Below are 16295 nucleotides of genomic sequence, written 5' to 3'. Positions count from 1 at the left end.
CTCCCATGCGTCACATGGCTCGCCCGCGGGCTTCGCGGAGTATGGGAGCTATGGGAAAAATGTGCCCCCGCCACACCACCGCCGCCCTCGACGCCGAAAGCGCCGAAGTGCTGGAGAACATCAAGGCGCTGCTGAAATGAAGGCTTCGTGGCAAAACCGACCGCTCGCCGATTTCGTCACGTCCCGTCCGGGAAACAACAAAATCATCAAGGGCAAGCAGAGTGACCAACCCGGCGATGGCCTCGTTCAAGGTTTCAGTGCGAGCGGTCCAGACGTGTGGGTGACTGTCGCTGACTACAACCAACCCGGCGTTGTAATCTCGGCGGTTGGTGCGCGCTGTGGCAAAACATTCGCCGCCGAGGGCGAGTGGACAGCGATTGCGAACACGCACGTTTTGCTTCCCGGAAAGGACGTTGACCCGCGCTGGCTCTGGTATCGCACCAACGACGAGGAGTTTTGGATAAAGGGTGGTGCGGCACAGCCGTTCGTGAAGGTGAAGGACACGCTACAGCAGGCGATTCCCGTCCCCCCGCTTTCGGAGCAGCAGCGGATCGTGGGGGTGCTGGACGAAGCGTTTGCCGGGCTGGCCACCGCCCAAGCCCACGCCGCCCAGAACCTCCAAAACGCCCGCGCCCTCTTTGAAAGCCACCTCCAATCCGTCTTCACCCACCGCGGCAAAGGCTGGGTGGAGAAGACGCTCGAAGAAGCGGCGGCAGGCGACTGCTCCCTTTCCTACGGAATCGTTCAGCCCGGCGACGATGTCGAAGGTGGTCTGCCCGTGGTGCGCCCGACTGACCTGACCCATGACACCATCACGCTCGACGGTTTGAAGCGGATCGATCCCAAGCGAGCCGAGTCTTACCAGCGGACGACGCTTCAAGGCGGAGAACTGCTCATGTGTGTGCGGGGTTCGACTGGCGTGCTTTCCAAAGCAGCACCGGAACTCGCGGGCGCGAACGTGACACGCGGCATCGTGCCGATTCGCCTCAATCCGAAACTCCTCACGCAAGACTTTGGGTTTCACCTTCTGCGCGCAGAGCCGGTGCAGGCACAAATCCGAGCCAAGACCTACGGAGCTGCGCTCATGCAAATCAACATCGGTGACCTTCGCCAAATCGCGGTGGCATTTCCTCCGCTCAGTGAGCAGCAAGCCATCGCCGACGAACTCGACGCCCTCGCCGCCGAAACCCAACGGCTGACGCGGCTCTACGAGCAAAAGCAGGCGGCGCTGGCGGCGTTGAAAAAGTCGCTCCTGCACCAAGCCTTCACCGGAGAATTGTGAATTTATGACACCAACACAAAAGCAACCGGAAGCCTTCCACGCGCCACTAAAGCCCAGCGACACGGCCGAGCAAACCGTGGGGTGCAGACACACTCAACCGAACATCTGCGCCAAACACAGCATGCCGAAGGTTTGTGCCTTTGTTCGAGCCGATGGGATGTGTTTCGCTCCCCCGACGTCGTGGAAGAAGCAGTTCCTGAAATTGAAAACCGGAGCAGCAAAAAAGAAATGAACGCCGCCGAAACCCAACGGCTGACGCGGCTCTACGAGCAAAAGCAGGCGGCGCTGGCGGCGTTGAAAAAGTCGCTCCTGCACCAAGCCTTCAACGGGGAGTTGTGAAACATGAAGTACTTTTTTGATAAAGACTCGGTAACAGACTTTTCGGCACTCTGTGAGCGATTCGCGGGAAAGCCGCTGCAATCGCCCTACCGTTCGACCGTGCCGTTGTTGAGCTTGGTTGAGCACTCTCGAAGCGAATGGCATGCTCTTCTGGAGTTGTTGGGAGCGCCACGCGACAGCACGGTCCATTTTGAATACTGCGTCCCTTCGCCCAAGGCTGGTGGAAATCCGTCACAAACCGATGCTCTTATCATGTCGGAATCCACGGTTTGGGCCATCGAAGCGAAGTGGACGGAACCATGTTATGAAACTGTCGCGAAGCGCATCAGCAAGCCGGAAGCCGACGGGGCAGATCCCCGGAAAACCGTCGAGGGCTGGCTGAACTATCTGCGTCCATTTGCCGCTCATGATTTGCACCTGGGTAGTTTTTCAGATGCGGTTTACCAAATGGTGCACCGCGCCGCTTCGGCGTGCGCGGTGGCGACAGAGCGGCGATGCAAGCCAGAATTGGTTTATCTCCATTTCCATCCCTCGCCCGAGAGGAAATCCGCCACGACTATCCAATACGTTTCCGATCTCCGACACCTGAGTTCGCTGCTCGGAAATCCAGTTCGCATCGGCTTTACGGTCGTCCAAATGCCCGTTAAACCGATTCCCGCATTCAACGCAATCAAGGGACTAAACAGACGCCAACCCTCCACGGCGGCGAAAGTGTCGGCAGCCTTGTGCGAGGGACCGTTATTTGAATTTGGGAAGCCAATCATTTCGGAGCTATGAGCCCCGCCGACACCCAACGGCTGACGTGGCGCTACGAGCAAAAGCAGGCGGCGCTGGCGGCGTTGAAAAAGTCGCTCCTGCACCAAGCCTTCACCGGAGCATTGTGAACGCACGACCATCCATTTCCGTGCCAAGAAATCCACCCGCGACGGGCGGGCTGCGTCTGGGATTGTGCTGCCTGTTCGCCGTTGAGCCGATCAAGTTCCGCACGACCACGGCAACGGCGATGCTCCGCCTGACCAGGAAACAGAGGCTGGCGCGGCTGGCGGATCTGTGCCTGGCCAATGCTGACGCGTTGCTCGCTGCGCTGAGATTTTGCGCGGCGCACGGCATCGCCGCGTTCCGGGTGAACAGCCAGATTCTGCCCGTGAAGACGCACCCCACGGCGGGCTACACAATGAGCGAATTGCCGGGCGGCGCGGGCATCGTGGAGCGTTTCAAGGAATGCGGTAAGTTCGCCCGTGCCAATGCTCTGCGACTCTCATTTCATCCCGATCAATTCGTGGTGCTCAATTCCCCGAATCCCAAAACGCTCGCGCATTCGCTGGAGGAACTGGATTACCAGGCCGAGGTCGCTGAGTGGGTTGGGGCGGACACGATCAACATCCACGGCGGCGGCGCGTATGGCGACAAGACCGCCGCGCTTGGGGCTCTGCGGAAGAACATTGAACGCCTGCCTGTGCCGGTGCGATCGCGGCTCACGCTGGAGAATGACGACAAGGTTTACACGCCTTCCGACCTCCTGCCCGTTTGCGCCGACACCGGCGTGCCGCTGGTCTACGACGTGCATCACCATCGCTGTCTGTCTGACGGATTGAGCGTGGCCGAGACCACGAAGCGGGCGCGGAAAACGTGGAAGTCAGAACCGCTGTTTCATATTTCCAGCCCGATCGAAGGCTGGAACGGGCCGAAGCCGCAGCGGCACCATGACTACATCAACGTCGCTGATTTCCCGGATGAGTGGTTGGGCTGGCCGCTGACGGTGGAGGTCGAGGCCAAGGCCAAGGAGCTGGCGGTGGCGCGACTCATTGACGACCTCCATGGGAAAGGAGCACGGAATGCCCGCTGACAAACTCATTCTTGTCACCGGAGCAACGGGCTATGTCGGCGGCCGATTGTTGCCGCTCCTGGTGCAGGACGGCTGTCGTGTGCGGTGCTTGGCGCGGCAGCCAGACCGCCTGTCGTCGCGCGTGCCGGCGGGCGTGGAGGTCGTTGCTGGTGATGTGCTGGATGCCGCTTCGTTGTCCGCCGCCATGCAGGGTGCCGAGGCGGCATATTATCTGGTTCATTCCATGCGGACGACGGGCGACTTTGAGGAGCAGGACCGGCTCGCCGCGGACAATTTCGCCAGTGCTGCCGCCGCAGCGGGCGTGCAGCGGATTATTTATCTCGGCGGCTTGGGCGAGGACGAGGCGGAGCTGTCGGCGCACCTGCGCAGCCGGCACGAGGTGGGAGGGCGTCTGCGTGCCCACGGCGTGCCGGTGGTTGAACTCCGGGCTTCCATCATCATCGGTTCAGGCAGCCTGTCGTTTGAGATGATCCGTGCGCTCGTCGAGCGATTGCCGGTGATGGTGACGCCACGCTGGGTGCGGGTCACGGCGCAGCCCATCGCCATCGGTGATGTGCTCGCCTATTTGCGGGCGGCCCTGGAGGTTGAAACCGGCCATCGCAGCCTGACTATCGAGATCGGCGGGCCAGACCAAGTTTCTTATGGCGATCTGATGCGCGAATACGCGCACCAACGCGGGCTGCGGCGATGGATGATTCCCGTGCCCCTGTTGACGCCCCGGCTTTCCAGCCTGTGGCTGGGCCTGGTGACGCCCCTGTATGCGCGGGTCGGACGCAAGTTGATTGACAGCCTGCGTCACCCCACGGTGGTGCGAGACGATTCGGCGCAACGCCGCTTTGCCATCCGACCGATTGGCGTGCGGGGGGCGATTGCGAGCGCGCTCCGAAACGAGGACTCAAGCTATGCAGTGACCCGGTGGTCGGACGCGTTGTCGGCCGCCGGCACACCCGAGCAGTGGGGCGGGACGCGATTTGGCAATCGGTTGGTGGACTCGCGTTCGATGGCGGTGACGGCTGAGCCCGCTGCCGTCTTCGCCGCCGTGGAGCGCATCGGCGGTGCGACGGGCTGGTATTATGCGAACTGGCTCTGGACTTTGCGCGGCTGGCTGGATCTCTTGCTGGGCGGAGTCGGGATGCGCCGGGGGCGTCGTGATCCGGAACGTTTGCGAGCGGGCGACACGCTGGATTGCTGGCGTGTCGAAAGTATAGAGGCGGGCCGGCAGTTACGCTTGGCTGCCGAGATGAAACTGCCCGGGCGCGCGTGGCTGGAATTCGAGGTGCAGCCGGACGGCGGCAACGCGAGCCTGCGCCAAACCGCGACGTTCGATCCGCTCGGGCTGTTGGGGCTGGCTTACTGGTATGCCGTCTGGCCTTTGCACCAACTTGTTTTTGCGGGCATGCTGCGCGCCATTGCGACCTCGGCGGAGAAGCGCGCATGACGATTCACGAATTCCAATGCGAACTATGGTTGCCGCTGCCGCCGGAGGAGTTGTTTCCATTCTTTGCGGACGCGGGCAATCTGGATGCGATCACGCCGCCTTGGCTGCATTTTGGCATCCTGACGCCGCGTCCCATCGAAATGCGAGCGGGGGCGCTGATTGATTACCAAATACGCGTGCGCGGCCTGCCCATGCGCTGGCGCACGCTCATCCGGGAATGGCAACCGCCGCACCGCTTTGTGGATGAGCAACTGCGAGGGCCGTATCGGCAATGGATTCACGAGCACGTCTTTGAAGCGCACGATGGCGGGACGCTGGCCCGGGATGTGGTGCGCTACGCCGTGCCCTTTGATTTCATCGCGCATCCGCTCTTTGTGCGGCGGGATATAGAGAAGATTTTTACGTTCCGTCAGGAGTCGCTGCGGGCTCGGTTTGGCGTCGCCGGAAACCATCAGAAATGAACGAGAAGGCAAACACCAAGGGCAGCAACCCGGAACACCGTATGACCGGCTTCCGGGCCGGCTTCGCCTTGGCGGGCTGGCTGGCGCTTTGTTTCAGCGCCGCGGCAACCGGGGCGCTGTTCATGCCGGGCGAATGGTATGCCACGCTACGGAAGCCGTCGTGGAATCCCCCGAGCTGGGTGTTCGGCCCGGTCTGGACAACGCTCTATACGATGATGGCGGTGGCGGCGTGGATGGTGTGGAAACGCGGCGGGTTCATCTCGCAGCGCCGCTCGCTGGTGCCCTTCCTTGTGCAACTCGCGCTCAATACCGCGTGGACGCCGATTTTCTTCGGTCTGCGTCGTTCCGGCCTGGCGTTTGCGGAAATCATTCTGCTGTGGCTGGCCATCGCGTGGACCATCGCGCTTTTCTGGCAAGTGCAGCGCCCCGCGGCGTGGCTGCTGGTGCCGTATCTCGCGTGGGTGAGTTTTGCGGCGGTGCTGAACGGCACGTTGTGGAGGCTGAACCCATGAACGAAATCGAAACCCAACGGCTGACACGGCCACAAAAGCAGGCGGCGCTGGCGGCGTTGAAAAAGTCGCACCTGCACCAAGCCTTCAGCGGGGAACTGTGAGATAAACCCGCGCGCACCGTTTTCAATCCCAACGGGATTGCATCCTTCAGCCCAGGGTTGCGCGGGACGCGCTACCCTGGGTCACGCCCCCGTCATTTCCCCCAACCCCAACGAGGTTGCGTCTTGCCCGCGGTCCATCGCCACAACCCCGCTTGGGTAAATTCCCGACGTGTCGCCGGTTTCGACACATCGCCAAAACGTGTCGAAATTCACCCGCCATTTCGACGTGTCGCCGGTTTTGACCGGCGGCTGGAACGTGTTAAAATGCGGCCTGACTTTTAACGCATTCCTTTGACGTGTTAAAATGGGCGACATAAACTCCGGGCATGGCTCCCGCGCGAAAATCCTCAAAACCATTGGCGGTGTGGCGTCCGCAAGAGCCATTCAACGCGCTGCCGCCGCTGCCACCCAAGCCCGAGCTGGAAACGAAGGCGATCCTCAAACAGTGCATCCGGGCACGGGCGGCGTTGTCGGAATTGAAGCAGGCGGGGGAATTGATCCCGAACCAAAGCGTGCTCATCAATACACTGCCGCTGCTGGAAGCGCAGGCGAGTTCAGCCATCGAAAACATCATCACGACGACGGATCGGCTGTTCCAATTCCGCGAGATGGACGAGAGCGCCGACGCGGCGACGCGAGAGGCGCTGCGTTACGGTCAGGCGCTGCTGGAGGGATTTCAGTCGCTGAAGAATCGTCCGCTGGCCACACGCACGGCGGAGGAGATTTGCAGCCGCATCAAAGGCAAGCCGATGCGGGTGCGGACGATGCCGGGCACGGCGCTGGCGCGGGCGGCGGGAGAAGTCGTCTATACGCCGCCGGTGGGCGAGGATTTATTGCGCGAGCTGCTGTCGAACTGGGAAAAGTTTCTGCACGAGGCGACGGACATTGACCCGCTGGTGCGGATGGCGGTGGGGCATTATCAGTTTGAGGCGATCCATCCGTTCACGGATGGCAACGGCCTGACCGGCCGCGTGCTGAACAGCCTTTATTTCATCAGCGAGGGGTTGCTGACGCTGCCGATCCTCTACCTGAGCCGTCACATCATCCAGCACAAGGCGGATTATTACCGGCTGCTGCGTGAGGTGACGCAGACGGATGAATGGGAGGCGTGGATTTTGTTCATGCTCAAGGGTGTGGAGGAAACGGCGCACTGGACGGTGGCGAAGATCGCGGCGATGCGGAAGCTGCAAAAGCACACGACGGATTTTGTGCGCAAAGCCGCGCCGAAGATTTACACTCACGAGTTGATGGACTTGATTTTCGAGCTGCCGTATTGCCGGATTCAAAACGTGACGGCCAAGGAAATAGCCGTTCGCCAAACCGCCTCGAACTATTTGAAGGAACTGGTCCGACTCGGCGTGCTGGAGGAAAAACCGGTGGGCCGCGAAAAGCTTTTCATTCATCCGAAGCTGATGCGTTTGCTCACACGGGACACCAACGAGTTCACGCCTTACGCATGAACGAAGCCGAGACCAGAGCCGAACTGATCGACCCCGCGCTGAAGGCGGCGGGCTGGAGCGTGGTCGAGGGCAGCCGCATCCGGCGCGAATATCTCATCAGCCCCGGGCGCATCGAGGGCCGCGGGCGCCGGGCCAAGCCGCTGAAGGCAGACTACGTGCTCGAATACCGCAACACCAAGCTCGCTGTGGTGGAGGCCAAAGCGGACACGGAGCAAGTCACGGAGGGCGTCGGGCAGGCTAAGGATTACGCGGGCAAGCTGGCGGTGCGCTATGCGCTCGCCACGAACGGCCATGGCATCTACCGCATTGACATGGACACCGGCGCGGAGGGGGAAATCCCGTGCTTCCCCTCGCCGGATGAACTGTGGAGTTTCACCTTCGCCAAACAGGATGCGTGGCGGGATCGTTTCGCCACCGTGCCCTACGAGGACAAGGGCGGCTCCCATCCGGGCCGGTATTACCAGGACGTCGCCATCGAACGCGTCTTGCAGGCCATCGTCGCCAAGCGCAATCGCATCCTGCTCACCCTGGCCACCGGCACGGGCAAGACGTTCATCGCGTTTCAGATCGCGTGGAAGCTGTTTCACTCGCGCTGGAATCTGTCGGGCGAGCCGACACGGAGGCCGCGCATTCTCTTTCTCGCCGACCGCAACATTCTGGCGAATCAGGCTTACAATGCGTTCTCGTCGTTCCCCGAAGATGCGATGGTGCGCATCAAGCCGGAGGACATCCGCAAGAAGGGCAAAGTTCCGAAGAACGGCAGCCTGTTCTTCACCATCTTCCAGACTTTCATGGCTTCGGCAGGCTCAGCCACCGAGGGAGACTCCCACCTAGACACTCTTCCAGAGGTCACTGACATCCGTGACGCCTACGGCTACATGTATGTGCTAGTGTGCGCGGACGGGAGCTTCTACACGGGAAGCACCAGAGACCTGCGCTTGCGATTGGAGCAACACAAAGCCGGCGAAGGCGCTGAACATGCGGGCGCACGCCTGCCAGTAAAACTCATCTACTACGAGACGTTTGATCGTATCGATCAGGCCTTTGCACGCGAGAAGCAGGTTCAGGGTTGGAGTCGCGCCAAAAAACTCGCGTTGATCAAAGGTGAGGTGCGGGAACTACAGCGACTTTCTCGGGCTGCGTCGGTGCCTGAGCCTGTCGAAGGCTACTTCGGGGAGTATCCGCCGGACTTTTTCGATTTCATCATCATCGACGAGTGCCATCGCGGCGGCGCGAACGATGAAAGCAACTGGCGCGGCATCATGGAGTATTTCGCACCCGCCGTGCAGCTCGGCCTGACGGCCACGCCGAAGCGGAAGGACAACGTGGACACCTACCGGTATTTCGGCGAGCCGGTGTTCATCTACTCGCTCAAGGACGGCATCAACGACGGCTACCTGACGCCGTTCAAGGTGAAGCAAATCCAGACCACGCTGGACACATACTATTACACGCCCGACGACACGGTGGTGGAAGGCCAAGTCGAGGCGGGCAAGCTCTACGAGGAGGCCGACTTCAACCGGAACATCGAAATCCGCGAGCGCGAGCGCAAGCGGGTGGAAATCTTCATGTCGCAGATCGACCAGAACGAAAAGACGCTGGTGTTCTGCGCCACGCAATCGCACGCCCTGCTGATGCGCGACTTGATCAACCAGATGAAGCGCAGCAGCGATCCCAACTACTGCCAGCGCGTCACGGCCAACGACGGCGAGATCGGCGAGCAACACCTGCGCGACTTCCAGGACAACGAAAAGACCATCCCGACCATACTGACCACGTCGCAGAAACTCTCGACCGGCGTGGACGCCCGCAACATCCGCAACATCGTGCTGATGCGACCGGTGAATTCGATGATCGAGTTCAAGCAGATCATCGGGCGCGGCACACGGCTCTTCGACGGGAAGGATTTCTTCACGATCTACGACTTCGTGAAGGCGCACCAACACTTCCTCGACCCCGAGTGGGATGGCGAACCGCTGGAACCCGATCCGACGGAGCCGTGCGCCACCTGCGGCCAGTCGCCGTGCGTCTGCGTGAAACCGCCGCCCGGCCCATGCGAGGTCTGCGGCCAGTCACCGTGCGTATGTCCGAAAGAGCCTTGTCCCAAGTGCGGTCAGCGTCCGTGCGTGTGCCGGAAGAAGGCCAAGGTGAAACTGGCCGACGGCAAGGAGCGCAACATCCAGCACATGACCTGCACGAGCTTCTGGCATCCGGATGGCACGCCGATGACGTCGCAGCAGTTCATGGAAATGCTCTTCGGCAAGCTGCCGGAGTTCTTCCACAACGAAGAGGAACTGCGCGCCATCTGGAGCGCGCCGGACACACGCAAGAAGCTGTTGCTGGGCCTTGCCGAAAGGGGCTTCGGCCAGGAGCAACTGGTCGAGATGCAGAAGATCATTGACGCCGAGGCCAGCGACCTGTTCGACGTGCTGGCTCATGTGGCGTATTCCAAAGCGCCGCTCACACGGGAGGTCCGCGCCGCGCATGCGCGCGTCTATATCAACACGCAATTCAACGCGAAGCAGCAGGCATTTCTCGACTTCGTGCTCCAGCACTATGTCACCGTGGGCGTTGAGGAACTGGACCAGGAGAAGCTCACGCCCTTGCTGCGACTCAAGTATCACGCCATCGCCGATGCCGTGTCCGATCTAGGCCAACCGGCGGAGATTGGAAAAGTGTTCGCTGGCTTCCAGAAATATCTTTACGCCGACAAGGTCGCATAGCCGAAGTGCGCTTCCTTGCCATCTACAAGCAGGAGGGCCTCGTCCAGCCTCAACTCTGTGGCCAAGGCAACCCGACGCTCAACACCGCCCAAGCCGTCGCCAAGGATTTGTTCCGCGAGTTCACCAAGATTTTGGCAAAGCAGTTTGCCGCTGACGGGTTGCATCGCACGGACAAGGACTTCGTGGATCGTTGCATCAAATTGCTCCGCCGGAAAAACTATCGCGCCCAAAGCGAATGACCGAAGCCTTATTCCAGTATCATCTGCGCGTCAGTCCACGCGCTCGAAATATCCGCCTGCGTGTCACCATGCAGCGCGGGCTGGAGGTCGTTGTGCCGCGTGGCTACGACAGCGCAAAAATTCCCGCCCTGCTTGCGCGCAAGAAGCATTGGATTCGATCCGCGATGGAACAGGCCGAGTCGCGCCGGAAATTCTTTGAACCCGAACCGGTGTGGCGGTTGCCCACGGAAATCAAGCTCGCCGCCATCGGCCTCGACTGGCACGTCCTGCAACGCGAGACAGACGTGCCGTGGGTCGCGGTGCGGGAGATTGGGCCGTCAACGCTGCTCGTCTTTGGGAAAGTTGCTGACGAGCGCCGCTGTCGCGCCGCCTTGAACCGCTGGCTCATGCGTGAAACGCGCAAGCATCTTGTCCCTCGCCTTGAAGAATTGAGCCGACGCACCGGTTTGCGCTTAAAGCGCCTGATGGTGAAAAAGCAAAAGACGCGCTGGGCCAGTTGCTCCCGGCACAGGACGATTTCCCTAAACGCCAAACTCCTTTTCCTGCCGTCGGAACTCGTGGATTACGTCATCGTCCATGAGCTTTGCCATTTGTCCGAGATGAACCACTCACAACATTTCTGGCAACTCGTCCGCCATCACTGCCCCGATTTCCAAAAACGCGACACCCAACTCCGCGAAATGTGGAAGCGTTTGCACCGCTGGGCGTCGTGATCGTGCGGGACATGTGGCTGACCGGCTTTGACGCGCCCTGCCTGCACAGGGTGTGAGGCCGCATCAGCCGTGCGGCGCCCCGGCTCCGTCACTTTTCGTTCTTCTTCTTTTTGCCCGTCTTTTTCTGGGCGGGCGCGTCGGGCGGCGGGGTGAGGGCATCAGCGGGCTGGTTCCACAGCCGCCACGGGTCGTTGAGGCGGCGCATCTCCGCAAGCAGCAGGCCCTGCATTTCCGCAAGCTTCGCGGCGTGGCGCGGGTCAGGGGCGAGATTCACCTGTTCTTTTCCGGGTTGCACGCCGGTCAAGGCCACCACTTCCGGGTCGTGGTGTTCGGCGAGGAGTTCGTCCGGGTTGTCCTTGAGGTTGAAGAGTTGCGTCTCGCGCACGGCGGAACCGGACATGAACACTTGACCCATACTTGACCGATGCTTGACTGACGGTTGACTTGTCAGCAGTCTGTTCCGCATGAGCTACCAGCCGCAGTTCACCATCACCACGGGCCTGCTGGCGCGGGTGGAGGGCATCGCCGCGCTGCGGGAGCGCATCCAGAACGCCACGGTGCAAGTGCCGTGGATTCCGACGCTGCAAAAGGACACACGGGCGCGCAACACCCACAGTTCGACGGCCATCGAGGGCAATCCGCTGACGCTGGAGGAGGTCCGCGCGCTGGAAGAGGGAGCGACGGTGGCCGCGCCGGCGCGGGCACGTCGCGAAGTTCTCAACTACTTCGCCGCGCTGCGGCATGTCGAGAAGCAGGCGGGCAAGAAGCGGTTGACCCACGAGGACATCTTCCGTCTGCACGCCATCATCGCGGGCGCGGTGATGGACCAAGGCGAGGCGGGCCGTTACCGGACGATGCGGGTGCGGGTGGGGCAGTTTGTGCCACCGTCTCCGGAGGAGGTGTCGGGCCTGATGTTCGAGCTGCTGGAATGGTGGAACAAGGACGCGCCGGGGATTTCGCCGGTGTTGAGCTCGGCGATTGTGCATTACCAGTTCGAGGCCATCCATCCGTTTGCCGACGGTAACGGGCGCACAGGACGCGCGCTGGCGCTATGGGAGCTTTATCGGCGCGGGTTTGATTCGCATCACCTGTTCGCGGTGGACGAGTTCTACTGGGAGGATCGCCCGCGCTATTACGCTGCGTTGGACGCGGTGCGGCGCGAGGGGGACGACCTGACGTCGTGGCTGGAGTATTGCGCCGAGGGATTGCAGCAAACGCTGGAGCGGGTATGGGAGCGGATGGGTCAGCTCTCGGTGACATCGGCGCGGGCGAAGCTGGTGCTGCGTCCGCGCCAGGAGCAGTTGCTGAAACTGCTCGGCCAGCGCGGCGGCCTGACGCCGTCGGAACTCTGGGCCGCGCTGAAGGTATCGAAGCAAGGCGCGATGGATTTGCTGCGGCCGCTGGTGAAAGCCGGGTTGGTCAAACGCGTGGGCACGCTGAAAACCGGACGATACGTTCTGAAGTGAGATCTCACGCTTACTTACTTACAGCGAAGACCCGCTTGAGCCAACCCCGGCCGATACACGCGGATGACCGCGATGGGCGTGGCTTCGCTGCCGGAAATTTCCAGCGTGTGTTTGCTGTTGGACAGTCCGCTGGCGAGCGTCACACGCGCTTCTACTGCCGTGTTGGTTACGCCGGGGGAGATGAACTCGTCCACGAAGCGCGGCTCGACTTTCCAGTTCACTGCAAAGACGTCCGGCACCGCTTCGCCGCAAACGCATTCTGTCCACTGGGATGGCACGCGGTGCAGCCCAACTCGCTCACGAGCACGGCACCCGCGAACTTCTCCGTTCCCCGCGTTCGATCCCGGCGACGAACGGCGGCTGCGTGTGCAGCATCGCACTCGTCATGGCGCAGATGAAGAGCTGACAGAAAGAAGGGGGCAGAAAAAAAATTCTTTCTCTTCATGCTCAATTCTTTCTGCCCACTTCTTTCTGTCGCAAATCCGTGAGTCCACCAACGGGCAAATGCTCGTGCAAGTAGCGCGTGAGCGTGCCGTAAAAGTGCCGGACGGTGTTGGCGCCTTCGGAAATGCCGTGCGAGCGGTTCGGATACGGCAGGACGGTGAACGGCTTGTTCCGCGCAATGAGTTCGTTCATCAACATCTCCGTGCCCTGATAGTGCCCGTTGTCGTCGCCCGTGCCGTGAACGACGAGCAAGCTGCCTCGCAAATGCCGCGCGTGCGTCAGCGGCGAACCGTCGCGATAGCCCTCAGCGTTGTCGCCGGGCAATCCCATATAACGCTCCTGATAAATGGTGTCGTAAAGAAGCTGGTTCGCGTTCGGGGCGACGGCGATGGCGGTGGAATACAAATCCGGGTAACGGAAAATGGCGTTCAGACTCATGCTGCCGCCGCCGCTCCAGCCCCAGACGCCCACGCGCCTGGCATCCGCCTCCGGCCATCGTTGGAGCATGGAGCGCACAGCGGCGGCCTGGTCGAGGGTCGCGAGGATCCCGATTTGGCGATGCACACTGCGTCGCCAGTCGCGTCCGCGTGGCGTGGCCGTGCCGCGATTGTCCACACTGGCCACGAGGTAGCCCTGCTGCGCGAGCATCCAGTGCCACAACGTGGTGCGCCCACTCCACGAATCCTTCACGGTCGCCCCGGCCGGTTCGCCATAGACGTAAATGAACAACGGATGTTTGCCGACCGGATCCAGTTCCGGCGGGCGAATGCGCCAGGCATCCAGCGAAACATTTTCTCCGATGTCGATCTTCAAAAACTCCGTCGAGGGCTTCTTCAGCGCGGACAATTTCTCGCGCAGCGTCCGGTTGTCCGCCAGCACCCGCGCCACCTTGTGATCGGGCAGGCTGACGAGTTCCACCACCGGTGGCGTGGTGAAAGTGGAATAAGTATGCACGGCCCACTGGCAATCCGGCGAAAGGTCGTAGGTGTGCCAACCGGGCTGGCCCTCAGGCGTGAGGCGCTCCGCCGGGCCGCCGGTCAATCGGGTGCGGAAGAGATAACGCTGGGTGGGATTTTCCGGAGAGGCGGCGTAGTAAAGCCAGCCACCAGTGTCATCGAGTGCCTCGGTCTCGATTACGTCGAAGCTGCCGCCCGTAATCCGCGAAAAACCTTGCCCGTTCAAGCCCGCGAGATACGCGTGCCGCCAGCCGTCGCGTTCGCTTAGCCAGACAAAACTTCCCGCGGAACCCGTCCAACGAAACGGGTTCAGATTATCCACCCACGCGGGGTCCGTCTCCCGCAGGGCCACGCGCGTCGCGCCGGTCTTGGGATTGGCGACCATCACGAGATTCGTGTTTTGGAGGCGATTGAACTGCTGAAGGACGAGGTGCGCGCCGTCGGGCGTCCATTCGAGGTGCGGCAGGTAATGTTCGCGCGGATCGCCCGGGATTTGTAGCCAGCGCGCTTTGCTTCCGGTGGCAGCGACCACGCCCAGTCGCGTGGCGGAGTTCGTCTCGCCGACCTTGGGATAGGGAAAGGAAGTGATCTTCGGATAGTTGCCCGCCGTGTTGTCGATGAGATGAAACTGACGCACGCCGCTGAGATCGAACTGCCAGAAAGCGATCGAGCGACCGTCCGGGCTCCAGCGAAAGCCGTCGCGAATGTCCAGTTCCTCCTCGTTCACCCAGTCTGAAGTGCCATTGATGCGCGTGGCCGAGCCGTCGCTGGTCAGGGCCGTGATCCGCATCCGGCGCAGTTCCTGGACGTAAAGATTGTTCTCGCGCACGTACGTCACCCGCGAGCCGTCGGGCGAAAACTTGGCGAACATGAGCGTGGACGGCGCGGCATCCCCGCCGAGCCGGCGCAACGCGCGCGTGGCGACGTCCAACACCCAGTAATCACCGCGCGTGTTCCGCCGCCAGACGCGCTGGCTATCAGTGTGAAGCAACAGCTTTGATTCATCCGCCGAAAACTCGAACGCCTCGATCGACAGCGGTCGCGTCCGCCCCTCCGGGATAAAAGCGCCGGCCGGCACAACCACTGCCTTCCGGCCGGTGGCCGGGTCGTTGCGCAGGAGATCACGGCCCGGGCCGGCCGCCGCCGGAGCTTCCAGTGTGAAGTAATCGGACGTGCGCCGACTCCAACGTATCGACGCGGGCTTTTCTTCGCGGAACTCACCGGCGGCAAAAATCCGTTCCACGGTCAGCAGCGAGGGATCGTTGGTGGCAGTTTGAGCACGTGGTGACACCGTCGCGCCCGTTCGCGAACGTTCCTCGGCCTGGCGGCGGATGGCGGCCTTCGCCTGTTGCAGCCGCTCCGGCCACTCGAACTTCGGCGCTTTCGTTGGATCGTAACCTTCCAAGTGATCTCGGAGGCGTGTCGCAGGCTTGGTGTACTTCAACACCGTGTCGCCAAAAACCTCGCGACACAACGCGGCGAGACCGGCGTCGTATTCGAGCAATTCGGCGCGGGTGTTGACGTGGTTGTGGTCGTGGTCGTTCTCACGGTTGTCGTCGAACCAGCTCTGGACGCCCTCGGCGAAATACTCGTGATGATTCACCGACGCGTATTTCCCCTTCCACAACCCCGCCTTCATCGCCGCGTCGTATGCGGCCTTCACGCGCGCGTCGAAACCCGGATCCACATTCGCCATGCCGCGCAAGTGGATGTTATGGGCCAGCTCGTGGATGAGAATGTTCTCGGTCGAATACGGGTCGCCAGGGTAGCCCAGCAGATTCTCCTCGCCGCAGGAACAGAACGGATCGGTCGCGCTTCCGCCCATGCCGCGCGCGCGGGCGTCGCGAAAGTCACGGGCGGAAATGCCGGGAAAGCCGGGAATCGGATCCTTCGCGAGCCATCGCCACTCGGGCTGATCGGTGGTGAATTCGTTCCAGGCGAGAATGCAGAGCCGCGCGCCGCTCTTGACCATCGCCGCGCGCACATCCGGCCGCCGCTCGAGCAGCAACTCCACTAGGTAAGCCGCCTCCTTGAGCGCGTATGGATTCACCTGCGCCGATGCGACAATCGGAAATCCACCCGCCTTCACCCGCTGTGTGTAAAACGCCGGGATGCCGTCCGCGTCCGGCGGATCGAACCGCATCGCCTGCACCGGCACTTCGCTGGTGACAACGCGCTCGGCCTTGTCATCGCGACCCACGACCGCGAAACGATGACCGAACGTGGTCGTGATAACGGTGTTCTCGCCCGGCGCGACGGAGCCATTCGAGACGCGCTCCGTGTCGGACTTGAGCCAGAACACGTCCATGGTCTGC

At 61.8% G+C, this 16295-nt stretch carries 15 protein-coding genes and 1 pseudogene; 13 read left to right on the top strand and 3 right to left on the bottom strand.

Features of this window, described 5'->3' with window-relative positions:
• Nucleotides 1-136: 136 nt before the first annotated feature.
• The 12 genes and pseudogenes from FJ398_17155 to FJ398_17100 all read left to right on the top strand — a co-directional run bounded on the left by FJ398_17155 (nt 137) and on the right by FJ398_17100 (nt 11114).
• Nucleotides 137-1282: a hypothetical protein gene (locus FJ398_17155; protein ID MBM3839660.1), complete on the top strand. Its 1146-nt coding sequence runs from the start codon at nt 137-139 to the stop codon at nt 1280-1282.
• A 4-nt stretch (nt 1283-1286) separates the two neighbouring features.
• Complete coding sequence (locus tag FJ398_17150) at nt 1287-1514, top strand: hypothetical protein (protein MBM3839659.1); 228 nt, start codon at nt 1287-1289, stop codon at nt 1512-1514.
• Nucleotides 1515-1873: 359 nt separating this feature from the next.
• Nucleotides 1874-2398: a hypothetical protein gene (locus tag FJ398_17145; GenBank protein MBM3839658.1), complete on the top strand. Its 525-nt coding sequence runs from the start codon at nt 1874-1876 to the stop codon at nt 2396-2398.
• A gap of 127 nt (nt 2399-2525) precedes the next feature.
• A complete protein-coding gene (gene uvsE / locus FJ398_17140; protein MBM3839657.1) occupies nt 2526-3467 on the top strand; it encodes a UV DNA damage repair endonuclease UvsE in 942 nt (313 codons plus the stop codon).
• Complete coding sequence (locus tag FJ398_17135) at nt 3457-4905, top strand: SDR family oxidoreductase (GenBank protein MBM3839656.1); 1449 nt, start codon at nt 3457-3459, stop codon at nt 4903-4905. Before uvsE ends, FJ398_17135 begins: the two co-directional genes overlap by 11 nt.
• The gene (locus FJ398_17130; protein MBM3839655.1) at nt 4902-5366 is read left to right on the top strand and encodes an SRPBCC family protein; all 465 of its coding nucleotides are present in this window, start codon (nt 4902-4904) and stop codon (nt 5364-5366) included. The genes FJ398_17135 and FJ398_17130 overlap by 4 nt, the downstream gene beginning before the upstream one ends.
• 41 nt (nt 5367-5407) lie before the next feature.
• Nucleotides 5408-5878, top strand: coding sequence for a tryptophan-rich sensory protein (locus FJ398_17125; protein MBM3839654.1), 471 nt, complete (start codon nt 5408-5410; stop codon nt 5876-5878).
• A 427-nt stretch (nt 5879-6305) separates the two neighbouring features.
• A complete protein-coding gene (locus FJ398_17120; protein ID MBM3839653.1) occupies nt 6306-7439 on the top strand; it encodes a Fic family protein in 1134 nt (377 codons plus the stop codon).
• A pseudogene (locus FJ398_17115) lies at nt 7436-8242 on the top strand (restriction endonuclease subunit R). The gene FJ398_17120 and the pseudogene FJ398_17115 overlap by 4 nt, the downstream one beginning before the upstream one ends.
• A gap of 75 nt (nt 8243-8317) precedes the next feature.
• Nucleotides 8318-10162: a restriction endonuclease subunit R gene (locus FJ398_17110; protein MBM3839652.1), complete on the top strand. Its 1845-nt coding sequence runs from the start codon at nt 8318-8320 to the stop codon at nt 10160-10162.
• Between the two features lie 5 nt (nt 10163-10167).
• Nucleotides 10168-10401, top strand: coding sequence for a hypothetical protein (locus FJ398_17105; GenBank protein MBM3839651.1), 234 nt, complete (start codon nt 10168-10170; stop codon nt 10399-10401).
• A complete protein-coding gene (locus tag FJ398_17100) occupies nt 10398-11114 on the top strand; it encodes a M48 family metallopeptidase (protein MBM3839650.1) in 717 nt (238 codons plus the stop codon). The genes FJ398_17105 and FJ398_17100 overlap by 4 nt, the downstream gene beginning before the upstream one ends.
• An 88-nt stretch (nt 11115-11202) precedes the next feature.
• On the opposite strand, the gene FJ398_17095 is transcribed toward FJ398_17100, so the two are convergent.
• The gene (locus tag FJ398_17095) at nt 11203-11529 is read right to left on the bottom strand and encodes a hypothetical protein (protein ID MBM3839649.1); all 327 of its coding nucleotides are present in this window, start codon (nt 11527-11529) and stop codon (nt 11203-11205) included.
• A gap of 49 nt (nt 11530-11578) precedes the next feature.
• Here FJ398_17095 and FJ398_17090 point away from each other — a divergent pair, with 49 nt between their 5' ends.
• Nucleotides 11579-12580, top strand: coding sequence for a Fic family protein (locus FJ398_17090; protein ID MBM3839648.1), 1002 nt, complete (start codon nt 11579-11581; stop codon nt 12578-12580).
• Nucleotides 12581-12594: 14 nt separating this feature from the next.
• Here the strand turns inward: FJ398_17090 and FJ398_17085 are convergent, their stop codons facing one another.
• On the bottom strand, nt 12595-12858 hold the full coding sequence (locus FJ398_17085) for a hypothetical protein (protein ID MBM3839647.1): 264 nt from the start codon (nt 12856-12858) through the stop codon (nt 12595-12597).
• A gap of 169 nt (nt 12859-13027) precedes the next feature.
• Entirely contained in the window at nt 13028-15619 is a 2592-nt protein-coding gene (locus FJ398_17080; GenBank protein MBM3839646.1) for a S9 family peptidase, read from the bottom strand.
• Between the last annotated feature and the right edge of the window lie 676 nt (nt 15620-16295).

It is taken from the genome of Verrucomicrobiota bacterium (assembly GCA_016871535.1).
Classification (GTDB): Bacteria; Verrucomicrobiota; Verrucomicrobiia; order Limisphaerales; family SIBE01; genus VHCZ01.
This window is presented reverse-complemented; position numbering and strand designations above follow the sequence as displayed.